18 protein-coding genes are annotated in these 20,806 nt (G+C 62.6%); 14 read left to right on the top strand and 4 right to left on the bottom strand.

Annotation, left to right across the window (positions count from 1 at the left end; all coding sequences use genetic code 11):
* Position 1 precedes the first annotated feature (1 nt).
* The 9 genes from FNZ07_RS01705 (at position 2) to FNZ07_RS01665 (ending at position 13,324) form a co-directional block, all read left to right on the top strand.
* Positions 2-1,273 (top strand): efflux RND transporter periplasmic adaptor subunit, encoded by a 1,272-nt coding sequence (locus tag FNZ07_RS01705; protein WP_091007574.1) that lies wholly within the window; start codon positions 2-4, stop codon positions 1,271-1,273.
* A 94-nt stretch (positions 1,274-1,367) separates the two neighbouring features.
* The gene (locus FNZ07_RS01700) at positions 1,368-4,553 is read left to right on the top strand and encodes an efflux RND transporter permease subunit (protein WP_091007572.1); all 3,186 of its coding nucleotides are present in this window, start codon (positions 1,368-1,370) and stop codon (positions 4,551-4,553) included.
* A 13-nt stretch (positions 4,554-4,566) separates the two neighbouring features.
* Positions 4,567-6,096 (top strand): efflux transporter outer membrane subunit, encoded by a 1,530-nt coding sequence (locus FNZ07_RS01695; protein ID WP_091007569.1) that lies wholly within the window; start codon positions 4,567-4,569, stop codon positions 6,094-6,096.
* A gap of 423 nt (positions 6,097-6,519) precedes the next feature.
* The gene (locus tag FNZ07_RS01690) at positions 6,520-7,365 is read left to right on the top strand and encodes a MetQ/NlpA family ABC transporter substrate-binding protein (protein WP_091007567.1); all 846 of its coding nucleotides are present in this window, start codon (positions 6,520-6,522) and stop codon (positions 7,363-7,365) included.
* 37 nt (positions 7,366-7,402) lie between these two features.
* A complete protein-coding gene (locus tag FNZ07_RS01685; RefSeq protein WP_091007564.1) occupies positions 7,403-8,797 on the top strand; it encodes an LLM class flavin-dependent oxidoreductase in 1,395 nt (464 codons plus the stop codon).
* Positions 8,794-9,966 (top strand): methionine ABC transporter ATP-binding protein, encoded by a 1,173-nt coding sequence (locus tag FNZ07_RS01680; protein ID WP_091007560.1) that lies wholly within the window; start codon positions 8,794-8,796, stop codon positions 9,964-9,966. Before FNZ07_RS01685 ends, FNZ07_RS01680 begins: the two co-directional genes overlap by 4 nt.
* On the top strand, positions 9,959-10,615 hold the full coding sequence (locus tag FNZ07_RS01675; protein ID WP_091007557.1) for a methionine ABC transporter permease: 657 nt from the start codon (positions 9,959-9,961) through the stop codon (positions 10,613-10,615). The genes FNZ07_RS01680 and FNZ07_RS01675 overlap by 8 nt, the downstream gene beginning before the upstream one ends.
* Positions 10,616-10,741: 126 nt before the next feature.
* The gene (locus FNZ07_RS01670; protein ID WP_091007554.1) at positions 10,742-11,935 is read left to right on the top strand and encodes an acyl-CoA dehydrogenase family protein; all 1,194 of its coding nucleotides are present in this window, start codon (positions 10,742-10,744) and stop codon (positions 11,933-11,935) included.
* Positions 11,936-11,995: 60 nt separating this feature from the next.
* Positions 11,996-13,324: an Nramp family divalent metal transporter gene (locus FNZ07_RS01665; RefSeq protein WP_091007551.1), complete on the top strand. Its 1,329-nt coding sequence runs from the start codon at positions 11,996-11,998 to the stop codon at positions 13,322-13,324.
* Positions 13,325-13,448: 124 nt separating this feature from the next.
* On the opposite strand, the gene flhC is transcribed toward FNZ07_RS01665, so the two are convergent.
* The 4 genes from flhC to FNZ07_RS01645 form a co-directional block, all read right to left on the bottom strand.
* The gene (flhC, locus tag FNZ07_RS01660; RefSeq protein WP_091008862.1) at positions 13,449-14,012 is read right to left on the bottom strand and encodes a flagellar transcriptional regulator FlhC; all 564 of its coding nucleotides are present in this window, start codon (positions 14,010-14,012) and stop codon (positions 13,449-13,451) included.
* 24 nt (positions 14,013-14,036) lie between these two features.
* Entirely contained in the window at positions 14,037-14,357 is a 321-nt protein-coding gene (gene flhD / locus FNZ07_RS01655) for a flagellar transcriptional regulator FlhD (RefSeq protein WP_091007547.1), read from the bottom strand.
* Positions 14,358-14,912: 555 nt separating this feature from the next.
* Positions 14,913-15,755, bottom strand: a complete 843-nt coding sequence (locus FNZ07_RS01650; protein ID WP_245811337.1) for a 2OG-Fe(II) oxygenase — start codon at positions 15,753-15,755, stop codon at positions 14,913-14,915.
* Between the two features lie 84 nt (positions 15,756-15,839).
* Entirely contained in the window at positions 15,840-16,388 is a 549-nt protein-coding gene (locus FNZ07_RS01645; RefSeq protein WP_091007544.1) for a GNAT family N-acetyltransferase, read from the bottom strand.
* Between the two features lie 154 nt (positions 16,389-16,542).
* Between FNZ07_RS01645 and FNZ07_RS01640 the strand changes: the two genes are divergently transcribed.
* From FNZ07_RS01640 to FNZ07_RS01625, 5 genes are all read left to right on the top strand, one after another.
* On the top strand, positions 16,543-16,821 hold the full coding sequence (locus FNZ07_RS01640; RefSeq protein ID WP_091007541.1) for a type II toxin-antitoxin system RelE/ParE family toxin: 279 nt from the start codon (positions 16,543-16,545) through the stop codon (positions 16,819-16,821).
* A 13-nt stretch (positions 16,822-16,834) separates the two neighbouring features.
* Complete coding sequence (locus FNZ07_RS01635) at positions 16,835-17,137, top strand: HigA family addiction module antitoxin (protein ID WP_091007538.1); 303 nt, start codon at positions 16,835-16,837, stop codon at positions 17,135-17,137.
* 195 nt (positions 17,138-17,332) lie between these two features.
* Entirely contained in the window at positions 17,333-18,352 is a 1,020-nt protein-coding gene (gene deoC / locus FNZ07_RS01630) for a deoxyribose-phosphate aldolase (protein WP_091007534.1), read from the top strand.
* A gap of 13 nt (positions 18,353-18,365) precedes the next feature.
* Positions 18,366-18,581: a hypothetical protein gene (locus FNZ07_RS34415; protein WP_409373376.1), complete on the top strand. Its 216-nt coding sequence runs from the start codon at positions 18,366-18,368 to the stop codon at positions 18,579-18,581.
* Positions 18,542-20,767 carry an aldehyde dehydrogenase family protein gene (locus FNZ07_RS01625; protein WP_409373392.1) on the top strand — a complete coding sequence of 742 codons (2,226 nt, stop codon included), beginning with the start codon at positions 18,542-18,544 and terminating at the stop codon, positions 20,765-20,767. The genes FNZ07_RS34415 and FNZ07_RS01625 overlap by 40 nt, the downstream gene beginning before the upstream one ends.
* Positions 20,768-20,806: the final 39 nt, after the last annotated feature.

The following is a 20,806-nucleotide window of genomic DNA, read 5'->3' as shown; positions in this document are numbered from 1 at the left end:
CATGTCCATTCTTCCGCTCTCCCGCCCCCGCCTGGCAATCGCCACGGTCGCAGTCCTCGTCGTAGCCGGGCTCGGTACGCTGGGCGCGATCCGCGTCGATGCACGCGCGCCGGCGCAGTCTGCGTCGGCGATCGTTCCCGAAGTCGATGTGGCGACGGTCGTCCAGAAGACGATCACCGACTGGCAAAGCTATTCGGGCCGCCTCGAAGCCATCGAGAAGGTCGATGTGCGCCCGCTCGTGTCGGGCACGATCGTCTCGGTGAATTTCAAGGACGGCGCGCTCGTGAAAAAGGGCGACACGCTGTTCGTCATCGATCCGCGTCCGTATCAGGCTGAAGTCGATCGCGCGGCGGCGCAGCTCGCTGCCACGCAGGCACGCAGCGGTTATGCGCAGAGCGACTGGGAACGCGCGCAGCGCCTGCTCAGCGACAACGCAATCGCGAAACGCGACTACGACGAGAAGCAGAACGCGTCGCGCGAAGCCAATGCAAACCAGAAGGCCGCTGAAGCTGCGCTCGAAACCGCGCGCATCAACCTCGGCTACACGAAGATCGTCGCGCCGGTGTCGGGTCGCGTATCGCGTGCGGAAATCACGCTCGGCAACGTCGTGTCGGCGGGCGCCAGCGCCGCGCCGCTCACCACACTCGTTTCCGTCTCGCCGATCTACGCATCGTTCGATGCCGACGAACAAACCTATCTGCAGTACATCAGCCGCGTGAAGGACGGCAAGGTGCCGGTCGAACTCGGCCTCGCCGACGAAACCGGTTACTCGCGCAGCGGCACGATCGAATCGGTGGACAACCGGCTCGATACGTCGTCAGGCACGATCCGCGTGCGCGCGCGTTTCGATAACGCGGACGGTGTACTCGTGCCAGGGCTGTACGCACGCGTGAAGGTCAGCGGCAGCGTGCCGCATCCGGCGGTGATGATCGACGATGCTGCGGTCAATACCGATCAGGACAAGAAGTTCGTGTTCGTCGTCGACAAGGATGATCACGTCGCGTACCGCGAAGTGACACTCGGTGCGCAACAGGAAGGCCTGCGTGTCATCAAGAGCGGTCTCGCGGCCGGTGACCGCATCGTCGTGAACGGTACGCAGCGTGTGCGGCCGGGCGATCAGGTGCGCGCACACATGGTGCCGATGAACGCCGACGTCGATCCGAATGCGGCACCGGTTGCGCAGACGAAAACACCTGCAGCGAAGCCGGCACCGGCCCAGGCAGACGCCCAAGCGCCGGCACAGACGCAAGCGAAGGCGGAGAAGAATTCGTGAACCGCGGACGCGATCTGTCGTCCAGGCTGAACCGCGCGAGCCATGAGCTCGCACCGTTCGACACGCGCAAGCGCTCCAACATCAAGAGCCTCCAATGAACATATCTAAATTCTTTATCGACCGGCCAATCTTCGCGGGTGTGCTGTCGGTCCTGATCCTGCTGGGAGGCGTGATTTCGCTGTTCCAGCTGCCGATCTCCGAATATCCGGAAGTGGTGCCGCCTTCGGTCGTGGTTCATGCGCAGTATCCCGGTGCGAATCCGAAGGTGATCGCGGAAGCGGTTGCGTCGCCACTCGAAGAGCAGATCAACGGCGTCGAGAACATGCTGTACATGCAGTCGCAGGCCAATAGCGACGGCAACCTGACGCTTACCGTCACGTTCAAGCTCGGCACCAACCCGGACCTCGCCACGCAGCTCGTGCAGAACCGCGTGAACCAGGCGTTGCCGCGTCTGCCCGATGACGTACAGCGGCTCGGCGTGACGACGATCAAGAGTTCGCCGACGCTGACGATGGTGGTCCACCTGATCTCGCCGAACAACCAGTACGACATGACGTACCTGCGCAACTATGCGCTGCTGAACGTCAAGGACCGGCTCGAACGGATCAAGGGCGTCGGCCAGGTGCAGCTGTGGGGCGCCGGCGACTACTCGATGCGCATCTGGCTCGATCCGCAGAAGGTCGCACAGCGCGACCTGACCGCTACCGATGTCGTCAATGCAATTCGCGAGCAGAACATCCAGGTCGCGGCCGGGACGATCGGCGCGTCGCCGTCGGTGCCGGGCACGCCGTTGCAGTTGTCGGTGAACGCTCGCGGCCGTCTGCGCACGGAAGGCGAATTCGGCGACATCGTCGTGAAGACCGCGCCCGATGGCGCCGTCACGTATCTGCGCGACCTCGGGCGGATCGAGCTTGCCGCATCGGAATACGGTCTGCGTTCGTTGCTCGACAACAAGCCGGCCGTCGCACTCGCGATCAACCAGTCGCCGGGCGCGAACTCGCTGCAGATTTCCGACGAAGTTCGGGCAACCATGAAGGAATTGCAGCAGGACTTCCCGGCTGGCGTCGACTACAAGATCGTCTATGACCCGACGCAGTTCGTGCGCTCGAGTATCGAGGCGGTCGTGCATACGCTGCTCGAAGCCATCGCGCTGGTCGTGATCGTGGTGATCGTGTTCCTGCAAACGTGGCGCGCGTCGATCATTCCATTGATCGCTGTGCCGGTGTCGATCATCGGGACGTTCTCGCTGCTGCTGGCGTTCGGTTTCTCGATCAACGCGTTGTCGCTGTTCGGGATGGTGCTCGCGATCGGGATCGTCGTCGACGATGCGATCGTGGTGGTGGAGAACGTCGAGCGGAACATCGAAAGCGGGCTCAGTGCACGCGATGCGACCTATAAGGCGATGCAGGAAGTGAGCGGGCCGATTATCGCCATCGCGCTCACGTTGGTTGCCGTGTTCGTGCCGCTCGCATTCATGACGGGCCTGACCGGTCAGTTCTACAAGCAGTTTGCGATGACCATCGCGATCTCGACGGTGATCTCGGCGTTCAACTCGCTGACGCTGTCGCCGGCGCTTGCATCGTTGCTGCTGCGCGACCACGGCGCGAAGCCGGACGTGCTGACGCGCGTGATGGATCGTGTACTCGGCCGTTTCTTCGCCGGCTTCAACAAGGTGTTCCGGCGTGGTTCGACCGCGTATAGCCGCGGTGTGAACGGTGCGCTCAAGCGCAAGGGCGCGATGCTAGTCGTGTATGCGGTGCTGCTCGGCGCGACCGCGCTGATCACGCACATCGTGCCTGGCGGCTTCGTGCCGGCGCAGGACAAGGAATACCTGATCGCTTTCGCGCAGCTGCCGAACGGTGCATCGCTCGATCGCACGGAGAAGGTAATCCGCGACATGAGCGCGATTGCGCTGAAGCAGCCGGGTGTCGAAAGTGCGGTGGCGTTCCCGGGTCTGTCAGTGAACGGTTTCACCAACAGTTCCAGCGCGGGCATTGTGTTCGTGACGCTCAAGCCGTTCAAGGAACGCGGTAGCAAGACGTTGTCGGCCGGTGCGATTGCCGGTGCGCTGAACCAGCAGTACGGCACGATCAAGGATTCGTTCGTGGCGGTGTTTCCGCCGCCGCCGGTGCTCGGCCTCGGTACGCTTGGTGGTTTCAAGCTGCAGCTGGAAGACCACGGTGCGGTTGGTTATGCGGAGTTGAACAACGCAAGTCAGGCGTTCATCAAGAAGGCCGCGACGACGCCTGAACTCGGGCCGACCTTCTCCAGCTATCAGATCAACGTGCCCCAGCTGAACGTCGATCTGGACCGTGTGAAAGCGAAGCAGCTCGGCGTGCCGGTCACCGATGTGTTCAACACGATGCAGATCTATCTCGGCTCGCTGTATGTGAACGACTTCAACCGCTTCGGTCGCGTATACCAGGTGCGGGTGCAGGCCGACGCGCCGTTCCGGCAGCGCGCGGACGACATCCTGCAACTGAAGACGCGTAACGCCGCCGGCGATATGGTGCCGCTGTCGTCGCTCGTCACCGTAACGCCGACGTACGGCCCGGAAATGGTGGTGCGCTACAACGGCTACACCGCTGCGGACATCAACAGCGGTCCGGCGCCGGGCTACTCGACGAACCAGGCGCAGGCTGCGGCCGAACGCATCGCGGCGGAAACCTTGCCGCGCGGCGTGAAGCTCGAATGGACCGACCTGACGTACCAGCAGATGCTGGCGGGCAATGCCGGCATGTGGGTGTTCCCGATCAGCGTGCTGCTCGTGTTCCTCGTGCTCGCTGCGTTGTATGAAAGCCTGTCGTTGCCGCTTGCGGTGATCCTGATCGTGCCGATGAGCCTGTTGTCCGCGCTGACCGGCGTGTGGCTCACGCAGGGCGACAACAACATCTTCACGCAGATCGGCTTGATGGTGCTGGTGGGGCTGGCGTCGAAAAACGCGATCCTGATCGTCGAGTTCGCGCGCGAGCTCGAACACGATGGCCATTCACCGCTGTCGGCGGCCATCGAGGCGAGCCGCATGCGTCTGCGCCCGATCCTGATGACGTCGATCGCTTTCATCATGGGCGTGGTACCGCTCGTACTGTCGACCGGCGCGGGTTCGGAAATGCGCCATGCAATGGGTATCGCGGTGTTCTTCGGCATGCTCGGCGTGACGCTGTTCGGCCTGATGCTGACACCGGTGTTCTATGTGGTACTGCGTACGCTCGCGGGCGGCAAGATTCATGTGGCGCAGAAGGATTCGCCGCATCAAGCGTTGCCGGCGACGCACGCCTGAGGAGAAACCAATAATGAAAAGGCTTGAATCTTTGCCCGGCTGGAGCCGGGCGGCCGCGAGCGGCTTGCTGTTGATGCTGCTCGCCGCCTGCTCTGTAGAGCCGACGTATAAGCGGCCCGATGCGCCGACACCGGCCTCCTTCAAGGAAGCGCCTGCGATCAGTGCGCAGGATGCGGGCACGTGGAAGCCCGCGCAACCGGCCGATGCCGAGCATCGCGGCGAATGGTGGACCGTGTTCGGCGATTCGACGCTGAACGATCTGGAGCAGCAGGCTGCGACGGCGAATCAGGATCTGAAGGCGGCGGCCGCACGCGTGCAGCAGGCGCGTGCGCTGACCCAGGCGGCTCGCTCCGCGTGGTTCCCGTCGCTCGATGCGGGCTTTGGGCCGACGCGCGAAACGGCGTCGGCGGCATCGCAGTTCCTGCCGCAGAACAATGGTTCGACGACCACGACGTTGTGGCGCGCGCAGGGTACCGTTTCGTACGAAGCGGATCTGTTCGGGCGGGTTGGATCGAATGTCAACGCGGCACGTGCCGACGCACAGCAGAGCGAAGCGCTGTTCCGCTCGGTGCAGCTCGCGCTGCAGGCCGATGTCGCGCAGAACTACTTCCAGTTGCGCCAGTTCGACACCGATCAGGGGCTGTACCGCCAGACCGTCAAATTGCGTGAGGACTCGCTGAAGCTGACCGAGCGCCGTTTCAAGGAAGGCGATATCAGCGAACTCGACGTCGCGCAGGCTCGCAACGAACTCGCATCGGCACGCGCCGATGCGGTGGGCGTAGCGCGTCAACGTGCAGCGTCGGAGCACAGTCTTGCCATCCTGCTCGGCAAGGCGCCCGCCGATTTCTCGTTCCCGGAAACGCCGCTCGCGCCGGTCGTTGCGCGTGTGCCGGCAGGTTTGCCGTCCGCGCTGCTCGAACGTCGTCCGGATATTTCGGCGGCTGAGCGTGCGATGGCTGCGGCCAATGCGCGCGTCGGTCTGGCGAAGTCGGCGTTCTTCCCGAAGCTCGATATTACCGGTGCGCTTGGTTATGAGTCGGCGACGTTGGGCAGCCTGTTCATGTGGTCGAGCCGGACCTTCCTGCTTGGGCCTTTGGCCGGTACTGCGTTGACGCTGCCGATCTTCGACGGCGGTCGCCGCCGCGCCGGTCTCAGCCAGGCTCGCGCGAAGTACGACGAAGATGTGGCGCAGTATCGTCAGCAGGTGCTCGTCGCGTTCCGCGAAGTCGAGGACAACCTCGCCGATCTGCGTCTGCTTGACGATCAGATCAGTGCGCAAAACGACGCAGTGGTCGCGTCGCAGCGCGCGGCGCATCTGTCGCAGACGCAGTATGAGGAAGGGCAGGTGAGCTATCTCAACGTGATCGACAGCGAGCGTTCGGTGCTGGTGTCGCAGTTGCAGGCGAGCCGTCTGACTGGTACTCAAGCGGTGTCGACGGTCAACCTGATCCGTGCGCTCGGCGGTGGTTGGGATGGAATGCCCGCTACGGCTGCGGCCGATGTAGCGAACAGCGATGCGCAACAGCAGATTGCGAAGCGTTAAGTTAATTCGGCGCGTCAAGCGCTAACGGTGGCTCCCACGCAGGTTCCTTCCAGGTTCCTTGTGTTAGCTGGCGATCTGGGTGTACCCGGCGGTGCTCCCAGGTCACCAGCTTTTTTTATTTCGCAGCGAAGGCAGCGACGCGACTGCCCAGTTTCGCCCATCCATATCGCATTTCGCGATTTCCATTCGAAAATCCGTTCGTAGACCGCGCTCAGGAGCGGCCCTATCATCGTCTGCACCTCATCTGGAGAGAGGCGATGACCTGCCCGCATTTCCGCTGTCCGCGCTGATCCGCTAGTTCGTCTACGCATCGCGCATCAAGCGTCCCAAGCCGCCCACGGCACGCCCGACACCGGCGGCGCCGATCTCCGCTGTCAGGCCGGAAGCGGTACACCCCGACCAACCTCGTCGATTGAGTTCACCATGAAATTTTTCCTGTCCAGCGTGCGGCGCTTCTTCCGCGTGGCGGGGCGCTCGCCCATGCTCGCTCTGGGTAGCGCATTCGTGTTTGCGGCGTCCGCGTCTGCTGCCGTGGCCGGCGATCTGTCCACGTTGAAGATCGGCACCGCGACGAGCCCGCAGATCGAAGCACTGAAAATCGCGGCGCGCGAAGCAAAAGATCAGGGTCTCGATGTGAAGATCATCGAATTCACCGACTGGAATACGCCAAACGCGGCGCTGGCGAACAAGGACATCGACGTCAACTATTTCCAGCACATTCCGTTTCTCGAGAACGCGAAGAAGCAGGGCGGTTATAACTTTGTTGCGATTGCACCGGGCACGATCATGAAGATCGGCTTGTACTCGAAGAAGGTGAAGCGCTTCGACGAGTTGAAAGACGGTGCGACCGTGGCGATTGCGAACGACCCGGTGAACGGTGGTCGCGGCCTGCTGTTGCTGCAACGTGCGGGGCTGATCAAGCTGAAACCGGGCATCGACTACCGCGCGACCACGCTCGATATCGTTGATAACCCGAAACATCTGAAGATCGTGCAACTCGAAGCGTCGCAACTCGCCCGCTCGCTCGACGACGTCGATCTCGCGCAAGGCTATCCGAGCTTCATCAAGCTCGCCGGCACGACCGATCCGAACAGTGCGCTGCTCTTCGACGGCACCGAGAACAAGATCTTCGCGATCCAGTGGGTGGTGCGGCCCGACAGCGTGAACGATCCGCGCATCCGCAAGTTCATCTCGATCTATCAGCATTCGCCGGCGGTGCGCACCGCGCTCGACAAGGCGTTCGGCAATCTCTACGCCGTCGCGTGGTAACGGCAACGCAACGCAGCGAGCACGACGGAGCCACGCAATGACGAAGAAGAAAATCCTGCTGAACGCGTTCAATATGAATGCGGTCGGCCACATCAATCACGGTTTGTGGACACATCCGCGCGACCGCTCGGCGCACTACACCGATCTCGACTACTGGACCGACCTCGCGCGCACACTCGAGCGCGGCAAGTTCGACGGAATTTTTCTGGCGGATATTGTCGGGGTGTACGACATCTATCAAGGCGGCCCGGATACGCCGTTGCGCGAATCGGTACAGATTCCGATCAACGACCCCACGCTGATCGTGCCCGCGATGGCCGCGGTAACGAAGCATCTCGGCTTCGGCGTGACGGCGAATCTCACGTATGAACCGCCGTATCTGTTCGCCCGGCGTATGTCGACACTCGATCATCTGACCAAGGGCCGCGTCGGCTGGAACATCGTGACCGGCTATCTGGACAGCGCCGCACGCGGCATGGGGCTCACGCAGCAGATCGCGCACGACGACCGGTACGACCGCGCCGACGATTACATGAACGTCGTGTACAAGCTGTGGGAACAGAGCTGGGAAGACGACGCCGTGGTACGCGACCGCGCGGCGCGCGTGTTCTCGCATCCGGACAAGGTGCATCGCGTGAAGCACGATGGCCCGTACTATTCGATCGATGCGATCCACCTGAGCGAGCCGTCGTTGCAGCGTACGCCGGTGTTGTATCAGGCGGGATCGTCGCAACGCGGTGTCGATTTTGCTGCAAGACATGCGGAGTGCGTGTTCGTTGGCGGGCAGAACAAGCAACTGACGCGTTCGATCGTCGATGACATTCGCGCTCGTGCCGTGCGTTTCGGTCGTGCCCCTGACGACATCAAGATCTTTGCCGGCATCACGGTCGTGGTCGGTGAAACCGAACGCGCCGCGCAGGAAAAATTCGAGGAATATCGCCGCTATGCGAGTGCCGAAGGCGGTATTGCGCACTTCTCCAGTTCGACCGGCATCGACTTCTCGCAGTACGAACTCGACGAACCGATTTCGTATGTGAAGACCGAGTCGATGCAATCGGCGGTCGAGGCGATTTCGAAGAAAAGTACCACCGGTGTGTGGACCAAGCGCAAGGTGCTCGAACAGATGACATTAGGCGGTCGTGCGAAGCCGGTGGTCGGCTCGCCGCAGCAGATCGCCGACGAACTGGTGTCGTGGATTGAAGAGGCGGGTGTCGACGGATTCAATTTGACGCGTACCGTGATGCCCGAATCGTTCGTCGATTTCGTTGATCTCGTCGTGCCTGAGCTGCAGAACCGCGGGGTTTACAAGGAAGACTACGCCGCCGCGCCGACGCTGCGCGAGAAGCTCTTCGGCGCGGGTCGGGCGCGGTTGCCCGATGTGCACGTGGGTGCGCAGTATCGGCGGCGTGCGAATACATCGGTTGAAGCATGACGTCGCTTTTCGATTGGCCCGGTTTTATCGAGGATGCGCCTGCGCGAGCCGCGGACCATACGGCACGCGATGCCGCGCTACCTGCCGTGCAGTTCGATGGCATTGGCAAATCCTTTGCCGGACCGCGCGGCGCGAACGCGATTGCCCTGGCGAACGTCGAGCTTTCGGTGGCACGCGGTGAAGTGTTTGGCATCATCGGTCGTAGCGGGGCGGGTAAGTCGACGCTGCTGCGTCTCGTCAACGGACTCGAAAAGCCGACGTCCGGCACCGTGCGCGTGAACGGTGTGAGCGTCGGAGGCCTCGACGAGCGCGGGCTGGTCGGCCTGCGGCGCCGCACCGGCATGGTGTTCCAGCATTTCAACCTGCTGTCCGCGAAAACCGTGCACGGCAACATTGCGCTACCGCTCAAGATAGCCGGCGTGCCGAAAGCCGCCATCGACGAAAAAGTCGATGCACTGCTCGAGCTAGTCGGGCTTTCCGCGAAACGCGACGCGTGGCCGGCCAGCCTCTCCGGTGGGCAGAAACAGCGGGTCGGCATCGCACGCGCACTGGTACACGATCCCGACATCCTGCTGTGCGACGAAGCGACATCCGCACTCGATCCGGAAACGACGCAGGCGATTCTCACGCTGCTGCGCGATATCAACCGGCGTCTCGGTCTGACGATCGTACTGATCACGCACGAAATGGAAGTGATCCGCGAGGTGTGCGATACGGTCGCGGTACTCGAACGCGGCGAAGTCGTCGAGGTGGGTCCCGTGTGGCGTGTGTTCGGCGATCCGCAGCACGACGCGACGCGTGCGTTGCTGCGCACACTGGTTCACGATCTGCCGGCCGAGCTTGCGGCGCGCGTGAAATCTCTGGACGAAGCAGCGCCCGACGCGGCCCAGGTGCTGCTCGACGTGCGCTTCACCGGCGCCGATTCGCGTGAGCCCGATCTGGGCGGCCTCGTCAGTGCGCTTGGCGCGGGCGGCGGCGGTCGCGTGAGCTTCGTACATGGCGGTATCGACCGGATTCAAGGGCATGCGCAAGGACGATTGATTGTCGCAGCGCAATTAAGTAGCGCTCATGCCGACGTTACACACGAAGGATTGCAAACCCAGGTCGCCTCCCTGGTCGCGCAGGCAAAACGTTACGCGAACCGTGTGGAGGTGCTCGGCTATGTCTGATCTCTGGCTATCCGAGCTGGTCGGTGCGATTCGCGACACCATCGTGATGGTGGGCGTATCGGCGGTGATCGCGGCGTTGATCGGTATTCCGCTGGCACTCATCCTGGTGACGACGACGCGCGGCGGCATCTTCGAACGTCGCGCGGTGAATACGACACTCGGCGCGCTGGTCAATGCGTTTCGCTCGACGCCGTTCATCATCCTGCTGGTCGCGCTGCTGCCGCTCACACGGTTGCTGGTTGGAACGACGATCGGCGTCTGGGCCGCGATCGTGCCGCTCAGCATCGCCGCGATTCCGTTTTTTGCGCGCGTGGCGGAAGTGAGTCTGCGCGAGGTCGATCGCGGTTTGATCGAAGCCGCGCAGGCGATGGGTGCGCAGCGTCGCCACATCGTCTGGCACGTGTTGCTGCCCGAAGCGCTGCCGGGTATTCTCGGTGGCTTCACGATCACGGTCGTGGCGATGATCGGCTCGTCGGCCATGGCGGGCGCGGTCGGCGCGGGCGGGCTTGGTGATCTCGCGATCCGCTACGGTTATCAGCGCTTCGATACGACCGTGATGGTCACGGTGATCGTGCTGCTCATCGTCATCGTGACGGCGGTGCAGTTCGTCGGCGACCGCTTTGTCCGGCGTCTCGCGCGGCGCGCGTGAGCGTCGCGGTCTTTCAGGGAACACCGATATGACGCAGAAGACATTCATTCTGTTGCGATTTCACGTGGCGGGATTTTTGAATCGACGTGCGTTGATTGCCCGCGTTGTGTGCGCGGAGGAGGTCGCTTGAACGATCTACGCAAACCTGTCCCCGTCACAACTCAAAGCACACGTGACCTCGACAACCTGCTCGATGCATTGCGCGCGACCGCTGCGCAGCGCGACCGCGACGGCGGGCATGCCGCCGAAGAAAAACAATGGATCGCCGATGCCGGGCTGCTGACGCTCGCTGTGCCGCGCGAATTCGGCGGTGCGGGCGCGCGCTGGACCGACATCTACCGGACAATCCGCGCGATCGCGACAGTCGACAGTGCGCTCGCGCATCTGCTCGGATTCCAGTGTCTACAGGTGGTCAGTGTCGATGTATGGGGTAACGACGCGCAGCGCGCACGCTATCTGCGCGGCACCGTTGACGCACGGTGGTGGTGGGGCAATGCCGTCAATCCGCTCGACACGCGGCTCATCGCGACCGCGACGGCGGATGGCGGGTATCGCATCGATGGCACGAAGGGTTTCTGCTCGGGCACGCGCGGCTCGCAGATGATGACCGTATCCGCACACGATCCCGCAACTGGCAAACCGGTGTTCGGCGTCGTGCCGACCACGCGCGCGGGTATCACGGTGCACGACGACTGGAATCCGATCGGTCAGCGCCAGACCGATAGCGGCAGCGTGTCGTTCGAGCACGTAACGCTCGCAGCCGACGAGGTGTTGCATCGCTCCGAAGCCCCGCCGACACCGCGTGCAACACTGCGCACACTCGTGTCGCAACTGGTGCTGACCAACCTGTTCGTCGGCATTGCGCAAGGCGCACTCGAAGAAGCGCGCCGTTATGTCACGCAGCACGGCCGCCCGTGGATCACGTCAGGCGTAGCGACTGCCACCGACGATCCCTACGTCATCCAGCGCTTCGGCGAAATGCGTCTGCAGGCGGTGAGTGCGGAAGCGCTTGCCACGCGCGCCGCCGAGGCACTCGACGACGCATGGCAAAAGGGCACTGCTCTAACCGCCGACGAACGCGCCCACGTCGCACTAGCCACATCGGAAGCAAAGATCGTCGCGCATCGCGCCGCGCTCGACGTCAGCGAAAACCTCTTCGACGCATGCGGCGCCCGCGCGACCGGCGCACCGCTCGCGCTCGACCGCTTCTGGCGCAACGCACGCGTGCACACGCTGCACGACCCGCTCGACTACCGCGTGCGCGACGTCGGTCGCTACGCGCTGAACGGGACATTGCCGGAAGTTTCTCTGTACACTTGAGGCCGTTCGCCGCCCCCGCCGACGAGGCCTAGCGGTGCTTCCCACCGCGAGGAAACCGGCTTGCAGTTCAAACTCCCGACCACCGCCACCGCGCCGTTCTGTCCATCTGAAGTACAGGGCACCGTCGCGGTTTCGCCGTCCGCGCCGTTCTGGAAGAAACTCCTGCAGTTTGCCGGCCCCGGCCTGCTGATATCGATCGGCTATATGGACCCGGGCAACTGGGCCACCGATATCGAAGCCGGTTCGCGCTACGGCTATAGCCTGCTGTTCGTCGTCGTGCTGTCGAGTCTCGCGGCGATGGTGCTGCAATGTCTGAGCATGCGGCTTGGTATCGTCACCGGCCAGGATCTCGCGCAACTATCGAGCAGCCGCTATTCGCCGATGGTCGCGCGCGGACAATGGCTGCTGGCCGAACTGTCGATCGTTGCCTGCGACCTGGCCGAAGTGCTGGGCGGTGCGCTTGCGTTTCATCTGCTGTTCAAGTGTTCGCTGACGGTTGGCGTGTTGCTCACCGCGTTCGATACGCTGATCGTGCTCGGCCTGAAGGGCAAGAACTTCCGCGATCTCGAAGCGATCATGCTGGGCCTCGTCGCGACGATCGGCCTCGGCTACGTAATCGAACTCGCGCTCGTGCAGCCGCACTGGCCGTCGGTGATGCAGGGGCTCGTGCCGTCGTGGTCGGCTGTCAGCGAGCGCGAGCCGCTGTATCTTGCGATCGGCATCCTCGGTGCGACCGTCATGCCGCACAACCTGTATCTGCATTCGTCGATCGTGCAAACGCGCGCGGTGAAGCGCGACGCGCGCAGCATCGCATCGGCGATCGGCCTGTCGCGCATCGACACGCTCGTCTCGCTGACGCTCGCACTGCTGATTAACGCCGCGATCCTGATTCTCGCGGCTGCCGCATTCAACGCGACGGGCCACAACCAGGTGACCGAAATCGAGGATGCCTACAAGCTGCTTGCGCCGATCGTCGGAACCGGTTTTGCCGCCGTGCTGTTCGCGATCACGCTGCTTGCGTCGGGACAGAGCTCGACCTTCACCGGGACGATTGCCGGCCAGGTGATCATGGAAGGCTTCCTCAAGATGAAGATTCCGTGCTGGCAGCGCCGCTTTATCACGCGCGCGCTGGCGTTGATTCCGGCTTTGATCGGCGTATCGATGCTCGGTAACGATGCGGTCGGCAAACTGCTGGTCGCAAGCCAGGTGGTGTTGAGCCTGCAATTGCCTTTCGCGCTCTATCCGCTGATCCGGATGACCGACGACCGCACGCTGATGGGCGCCTTCGCGAACCGGCTGCCCACCCGCGTGCTGGCGTGGTTCCTGTTCGTGGCGATCAGCGTGGCGAACCTGTGGCTCGCGGTGCAGACGTTCGGCTGGATCGGATGAAGGTTTTTGCTGCGCCCTAAAAAAACGAGCCGTGTCACGTGGCCACGTGACACGGCTTCATGAGGCTTTTTACCCGCCGCACTCCGAAAACGGCTTCTTGCGAGCCGCTTTATTTCACCCCCTATCAGGCCGCTTCTGCAATCGTCGGCACTTCCTGTTTCGCGGCGGCGGCCGCCTTTTTTGTTTTACCGGCGCGTGACGGTGGCTGACAAGCCCCGCACACGACGTTTTGCTGCAAATCATGCTTGTGCGCAACGAACTTGCCGCCGCAACGGCAGCACGGTGTCAGTTGCAGGATGTTCGCGTCGAAGAAACGCACGAGCGTCCAGGCACGGGTCAAATCCAGCACCGGCTCGGTTTCGCTATGCCGGCAGTGTTCGAGGTACAGCCTGTAGCCCTTGGTCAGCGCGTCGAGATGCGAGCAACGCGCCTCGTTCTTCAGGAACAGATACGTATTATAGAAAAGCGACGCGTGAATGTTAGCCAGCCACGTCATGTACCAGTCTGCGGAAAACGGCAGCATGCCCTTCGGAGGCGACACGCCTTTGACCTCGCGATACAGGCGGATCATCCGGTCGCGCGACAGCGTGAGCTCGCTTTCCAGCACCTGCATGCGCGCGCCGAGTTCGATCAGCGCGATGGCGCGAAAGACGTCTTGTGCGTCTTCGGTCAGGCTTCGCTTGAGCATCGCAGTCATGGTTGCGGTTCCTCGTCAGGCAAACTGCTCGGCCGGCTGGCCTGCTAGCAGGATAGCCGCGTGAGTCGGCGCTACTTCTGCATGTTTCGTGGTCTGCGTCAACGCCGACAACATGGCATGGTCGTTGAAGCGGAAAAAACATAAAAGCTGATCGGAGGCGGCCAGCTTGACGATCTGTGCGAGCGACAGTCCGGCAAGCAGATCGGCCAGCTCCGATGACAGTCCCAGCCGGAACATCCCGACAGGCTTGTCCTCGCGCAACATGCGCTGCGCGAGCATGATGTACGACAAATTGATTTCGCGGATTGACTCCAGCGTCTCGCTGCTACGGTCCATTTAGTTATGTTTCCGAAGCCCCGTATTACCCGTCGGCATTTCCTGCCGTTTATGCTCTTGTAACCCCCCGCCGACGACCTTGCCGCCTGGCGATCAGTCCTCCTCTTTGATACAAGGAGTGACTAGTTGATACAAGGTGTTACAACTCGTAACACCTTGGAGCGAATTGTATGAAGGGGAATTCAGGAAATCAATACCTTTTCAAAAAAATATCTGAAAAAGTGACGTTGAATTTCGGTAAGTTTTTCATCTGCGTGTAATGCAATTTTGGAAAGGGTCTTTTGGGCCTGTCGTGGTCGGGGTCAATCGATGGAGAGCGTTGATACACAAGCGTTTAACGGAATGGATTCTTGGCTTGGGGGAGTTCTACTAAATTAGCTGAAATGTCAAATCCGTTGGGTAATTGAAAAGAATGAATTCAAACAAAACGGTAAAAGATGCGAATTCGGCGGGGTGGGTTGCGGGCAAATAGGGACAAGTACGGATGCCGCAAGATGGTGCAGACGTTGTTACAAATACAGGAAAATTGTTCGTGTCCGGCTACCGGGCCGAATCTCACAGTGCGTCGTGAAAGATCACGCCCAGCGTATGCCGCCGCCCCGAACGCAAACGGCTCACGCCGTGCCGCAGATTGACGCGATACGGCCCGCGCGTGCCCTGCACCGGCCGGTGATGCACGGCGAAGATCGCCGCATCGCCCTGGCGCAAGGGGACGACCTCCACACGCGACTGCATCCGCGGGCGCTGCTCGGTCATCACGAATTCGCCGCCGCTGAAGTCAACGTCCGGTTCGGATAGCAGGATCGCCGCCTGTAATGGAAACACGTGCTCGCCGTACAGGTCTTGATGCAGACAGTTGTAGTCGTCCTTGCCGTATTGCAGGATCAACGGAGTCGGGCGCAACTGACCCGCGTCGTGACAGCGGCGCAGAAATGCCGCATGCGTGGTCGGGTAGCGGACCTCGATGCCCATCGTCTCGTTCCAGCGGTTTGCCACCGGTACGAAATGCGGATACAACGCTTCGCGCAAACCGCCGACGACATCCGGCAACGGATAGTCGAAGTAGCGATATTCGCCGCGTCCGAAACCGTGGCGCGCCATGACGACGCGGCTGCGATAGAGATCGTCGCGCGGGTACAGCGCGGCCAGTGCATTGCATTCGCGTGCGTCCAGCAGGCCGGGCAGCATCGCGCAGCCGTACTGGTCGAGTTCGCGCGCGATGCGTGGCCAGTCGGCGGTATCGACGCGATGCGAGATCGATGCGGTGGAGGCAATCGATGGTCGGTCGAGTGTGGCGTCGTCGCTGTGCGCGTTACTTACTTCGCTCGATTTCGATTCAATCAAGTCCCGAGGCTCGACGCCGGGCAACGTGTCCTGCAGCATGAAATGACTGGGCATGGCCTGTTCCTCTGAACATTCGCAATGAAGTCAGTGTACGGAGACAGGCGTTACGTGACGCGCCGAGTCTTGCTCTCTAATTCTCTAACTGGAAGGCACGCGCGGCGTGATGAAACACACCATCAGATCGGCGTCGTGATACTCGCTGCCCACGCGCAATGCGTCGATCTCACGGCCGTACGCGACAAAGCCAAACGATTCATACAGCCTGCGCGCGGCAACATTCGTGCTCGTCACACCCAGCTCCAGCTGGCGCACGCCGTCGATCCGCGCGGCGCGTGCGAGCAGCGCTTCGAGCAAAGCGCGGCCTACGCCCTGTCGGCTTGCCTCCGGTACGACATACATGCCGACCACCGATGCCCTGTGCCGTTTGCGCTCCCCCGGCGAACGCACCATGGCGATCGTGCCGACTAGCGGACCCTCTGCCGACAGCGACGCGCCGAGGATGAAATTACCCTCGGCAGCGGATCTGCCATCGAGCATCACTTCATGCTGCGCCGCGCCCTTCGCGAGCGCTTCGGCGTGACTCTGGCCGAATGCTTCGGGATGCTCGGCGAGGCCGCGCAGCCGCAACTGGAAATAGGCGTCGAGATCGGCGGGGCCGAGTTGTCCGATCGGGATATTGCGGGTCACGGCGGATGTCCTTATGGTCTGCGTGCTGAAGGTAGTCGGTGAACTGCGCCGCAGGTGAGGGTAACGCAACGTTTCGCGTCGTTGTCGATGCGGGATGTTGCTGCGGGTCGTTACTATCGTTTGACAATACTATCGCGCATCAATACTATTTCACATGATCTCGAACTTCAAATGTCCCGATACCGAAACCATGTTTTCAGGCACGCGCGTGGCGCGATTCGTGAACATCGAGACTGTCGCGATGCGCAAGCTTGCCATGCTTCACCGTGCGGCGAATCTCAACGACCTGCGCATCCCGCCGAACAACCGGTTCGAAGCGCTCAAGGGCGACCGGAAGGGGCAGTACAGCATTCGCATCAACGACCAGTGGCGCGTGTGTTTTTTCTTCGAGAATGGCAACGCGCTTGACGTCGAGATCGTCGACTACCACTAACTGGAGAATCATCATGACACGCGCAGTCGTGTACCCGACCCCGGGCGAAATCCTGCAAGAAGAGTTTCTCCGCCCGATGGGCATCACCGCCTATCGTCTGTCAAAAGACATTGGTGTTCAGCAGCGCCGCATCGGCGAAATCATCGCCGGTAACCGGGCGATTACCGTCGATACGGGGCTGCGCCTGTCCCGCTACTTTGGCACAAGCGACGAATTCTGGACCGGCCTGCAGCTTGACCACGATACGGCGATGGCCAAGGAGGAACTCGCCGACGAACTCGAGAAGATTCAAAGGGCGGTGCCTCTCGCCGCCTAGCCGCCTGGCCCGAATCGCTGGACGGGAGGTTCGGGTTTTTTGAGGGGGCAGGAAAGGGATATCCGGGAAAACACAGATGGAAATGATCGTAACGAAGCTTGTTATGATCCTCTCAATCGATGTAGCATATGTGGGAACAACCCACCATCAGCCATCAGCGGTTGATGCGCGCTGCACGAAACACACGGATGTCTCATGTTTGAAGCTCCCACGCTGTCCACGCTATCCCAGCCGGTCGTCGCATTGCACCGCGGCGCCGCCGTTCAGCCGCTGCGCAATCCGGGCATGCCGTTCGACGCCGGCTGGCTCGATGGCCTGCGTGTCAATCAGTCGGCGGTCGAGCGGCGCACTGCCACGCTCGCCACGCGGCGCACGGTCAAGAAAGACGCCCAGGCGGCATGGCTGCTGAAGGCGATCACCTGTATCGATCTCACCACGCTGAGCGGCGACGACACCGAAGGGCGCGTCCGGCGCCTGTGCGCCAAGGCACGCCAACCGGTGCGGGCAGACCTGCTCGACGCACTCGGCATCGCGCCGCACGCCATCTCGACGGGGGCGGTGTGCGTCTACCATCGCTTCGTCGCCGCGGCAGTCGATGCGCTGCAAGGCAGCGGCATCCCCGTTGCCGCGGTGTCGACGGGTTTTCCGGCCGGGCTTATTCCCCATCCGCTGAAGCTGAAGGAAATCGAGGCGTCGGTGGCCGACGGCGCGGCCGAAATCGACATCGTCATCACGCGCGAACACGTGCTCACCGGCAACTGGCAGGCGCTCTACGACGAAGTGCGCGAATTCCGCGCCGCGTGCGGCCCCGCGCATCTGAAGGCGATTCTGGCCACCGGCGACATCCGCACGCTGTCGAACGTTGCGCGTGCATCGATGGTATGCATGATGGCCGGCGCCGATTTCATCAAGACGTCGACCGGCAAGGAAGGCGTCAACGCGACGCTCGACGTTGCGCTCGTGATGGTGCGGATGATCCGCGAATATCACGCGCGTACCGGCGTGCTGATCGGTTTCAAGCCGGCGGGCGGTGTCTCCAGCGCGAAGTCCGTGCTTTCGTACCAGATCCTGATGAAGGAAGAACTCGGCCGTGCGTGGCTCGAGCCGGAACTGTTCCGGATCGGCGCATCGAGCCTGCTTGCCGACATCGAACGCCAGCTCGAGCACTACGCGAGCGGCCGTTATTCCGCCTTCAATCGTCACCCCGTTGCCTGAACAGACCGATCTCATGAGCGTAGCCGAGTATTTTTCTTCGATGGAGTACGGTCCCGCCCCGAGGACGATCAACCCGTACGCGCGTGGCTCGCGCAGCACGAGTCGACCTTCGGGCATTTCATCGATGGTGCGTGGCGTGCGCCGGCTGCCGGCCAGCGTTTCGAAACGCATGCGCCTGCGAGCGGTGAACTGCTTGCACACGTTGCGCAAGGCGATGCCGCCGACGTAAATGCGGCGGTGCTCGCCGCGCGTAAAGCGCAGCCGGCATGGCGCGCGCTCGGTGGTGCAGGGCGTGCCCGGCATCTGTATGCGCTTGCGCGCATGGTGCAGCGGCACAGCCGGCTCTTCGCCGTGCTCGAAGCACTCGACAACGGCAAGCCGATCCGCGAGACGCGCGACATCGATGTGCCGCTCGTCGCGCGGCATTTCCTGTATCACGCGGGCTGGGCGCAGTTGCAGGACAGCGAATTCGCAGGCTGGGCACCGCTCGGCGTGATCGGTCAGATCGTGCCGTGGAATTTCCCGCTGCTCATGCTCGCATGGAAGATTGCACCGGCGCTCGCCACCGGCAACTGCGTCGTACTGAAGCCCGCTGAATACACGCCGCTCACTGCGTTGTTGTTCGCTGAACTTGCGCAACGTGCGGGGTTGCCTGCCGGCGTGCTGAATGTCGTAAGCGGTGACGGCAGCACAGGCGCCGCGCTCGTCGAGCATCCGCAGGTCGACAAGATTGCGTTCACCGGGTCGACGGAAGTGGGGCGGTTGATCCGTTCGCGCACCGCGGGCTCGGGCAAGTCGCTTACGCTTGAACTCGGCGGTAAGTCGCCGTTCATCGTGTTCGACGATGCGGATCTCGACGGTGCCGTCGAGGGCGTGGTCGACGCGATCTGGTTCAACCAGGGGCAGGTGTGCTGCGCGGGTTCGCGGCTGCTCGTGCAGGAAGGTGTCGAGGCGCGCTTCATCGACAAGCTCAAGCGCCGCATGCAGACGCTGCGCGTCGGCCCGTCGCTCGACAAGAGCATCGATATCGGCGCGATCGTCGATCCGGTGCAACTCGAACGCATTCGCGGTCTCGTCGAAACCGGTCGTCGCGAAGGTTGCGCGGTGTGGCAGGCGTCGGAGACCGGTCTGCCGTCGGGAGGCTGCTTTTATCCGCCGACGCTCGTCACCGGTGTCGCACCTGCATCGACGTTGGCTCAGGAAGAAATCTTCGGCCCGGTGCTGGTGGCGATGAGCTTTCGTACACCCGACGAAGCCGTCGCGCTCGCGAACAACACGCGCTACGGTCTCGCAGCCAGCGTGTGGAGCGAGACTATCGGCCGCGCGCTGGACATCGCACCGCAACTGGCTGCGGGCGTCGTGTGGGTCAACGCGACCAATCTGTTCGATGCGGCGGTCGGCTTCGGTGGTTATCGCGAGTCGGGCTATGGACGCGAAGGCGGCCGTGAAGGTCTCTACGAATATCTGCAGCCGCTCGCATGGCTCGATCTTGCGATGCGTCGTCCGGCGCCGCAAGCGGCCGCGCACGAGGAAACGGAATCGGACTTCGCCACCGATACCGCACTGCTGCAGACCGTCGATCGCACCGCGAAGCTGTTTATCGGCGGCAAGCAGGTACGGCCCGACAGCGGTTACGTGCTGCCGGTGTATGCGCACGACGGCACACTGGCCGGCGAAGTCGGCAGTGGCAACCGCAAGGACATCCGCAATGCCGTGGCCGCCGCGCGCAGCGCGCAGAAGTGGTCGCAGACCACCGCACATAACCGCGCGCAGGTGCTGTACTTCCTCGCCGAAAATCTCACCGTGCGCGCTGCGGAATTCGCGCGGCAGTTGATGGCGCGTACCGGCACCGGCGAAGCAGTCGCACGGGCGGAAGTCGATGCCTCGGTGGCGCGCCTCTTCACCTACGCGGCATGGGCCGACAAGTTCGATGGCGCGGTGCATACGCCGCCGCTACGCGGCGTCGCGCTGGCGATGCACGAACCGCTCGGCGTGATCGGCATCGCGTGTCCCGATGAAGCGCCGCTGCTGTCGTTTATCTCGCTGGTGGCGCCGGCGCTTGCACTCGGCAACCGCGTGGTCGTGCTGCCGAGCACGACGTGCCCGCTCGCAGCAACCGACTTTTACCAGGTCGTCGAAACCTCGGACGTGCCCGACGGCGCACTGAACATCGTGACCGGCGAACGCGACGCGCTGCTCGGTGCGCTTGCGAAGCACGACGACGTCGACGCGCTGTGGTGCTTCGGCAGTGAAGCGCACTCGGCGTTAGTCGAACGCGAGTCGATCGGCAACCTGAAGCGCACCTTCGTCGATTACGGCCGCCAGTTCGACTGGTTCGACCGGTCGAGCGAAGGGCCCGTGTGGCTGCGTGAAGCTATACAAGTGAAAAATATCTGGATACCGTACGGCGACTGAGCGTCCGCGATATCCGCAGGCGCGCAGGCACTCAACGTG

The organism is Paraburkholderia megapolitana (assembly GCF_007556815.1).
GTDB classification, from domain to species: domain Bacteria; phylum Pseudomonadota; class Gammaproteobacteria; order Burkholderiales; family Burkholderiaceae; genus Paraburkholderia; species Paraburkholderia megapolitana.
The sequence above is the reverse complement of the archived record's forward strand: the minus strand, read 5'-3'. Positions and strand labels throughout refer to the sequence as shown.

Bases quoted from the DNA above. Each gene is read 5' to 3' on its own strand.
- FNZ07_RS01705 (WP_091007574.1), top strand. From the start codon at position 2: ATGTCCATTCTTCCGCTCTCCCGCCCCCGCCTGGCAATCGCCACGGTC.
- FNZ07_RS01700 (WP_091007572.1), top strand. From the start codon at position 1,368: ATGAACATATCTAAATTCTTTATCGACCGGCCAATCTTCGCGGGTGTG.
- FNZ07_RS01695 (WP_091007569.1), top strand. From the start codon at position 4,567: ATGAAAAGGCTTGAATCTTTGCCCGGCTGGAGCCGGGCGGCCGCGAGC.
- FNZ07_RS01690 (WP_091007567.1), top strand. From the start codon at position 6,520: ATGAAATTTTTCCTGTCCAGCGTGCGGCGCTTCTTCCGCGTGGCGGGG.
- FNZ07_RS01685 (WP_091007564.1), top strand. From the start codon at position 7,403: ATGACGAAGAAGAAAATCCTGCTGAACGCGTTCAATATGAATGCGGTC.
- FNZ07_RS01680 (WP_091007560.1), top strand. From the start codon at position 8,794: ATGACGTCGCTTTTCGATTGGCCCGGTTTTATCGAGGATGCGCCTGCG.
- FNZ07_RS01675 (WP_091007557.1), top strand. From the start codon at position 9,959: ATGTCTGATCTCTGGCTATCCGAGCTGGTCGGTGCGATTCGCGACACC.
- flhC (WP_091008862.1), bottom strand. From the start codon at position 14,012: ATGCTCAAGCGAAGCCTGACCGAAGACGCACAAGACGTCTTTCGCGCC.
- flhD (WP_091007547.1), bottom strand. From the start codon at position 14,357: ATGGACCGTAGCAGCGAGACGCTGGAGTCAATCCGCGAAATCAATTTG.
- FNZ07_RS01650 (WP_245811337.1), bottom strand. From the start codon at position 15,755: ATGCCCAGTCATTTCATGCTGCAGGACACGTTGCCCGGCGTCGAGCCT.
- FNZ07_RS01640 (WP_091007541.1), top strand. From the start codon at position 16,543: ATGATCTCGAACTTCAAATGTCCCGATACCGAAACCATGTTTTCAGGC.
- FNZ07_RS01635 (WP_091007538.1), top strand. From the start codon at position 16,835: ATGACACGCGCAGTCGTGTACCCGACCCCGGGCGAAATCCTGCAAGAA.
- deoC (WP_091007534.1), top strand. From the start codon at position 17,333: ATGTTTGAAGCTCCCACGCTGTCCACGCTATCCCAGCCGGTCGTCGCA.
- FNZ07_RS34415 (WP_409373376.1), top strand. From the start codon at position 18,366: ATGAGCGTAGCCGAGTATTTTTCTTCGATGGAGTACGGTCCCGCCCCG.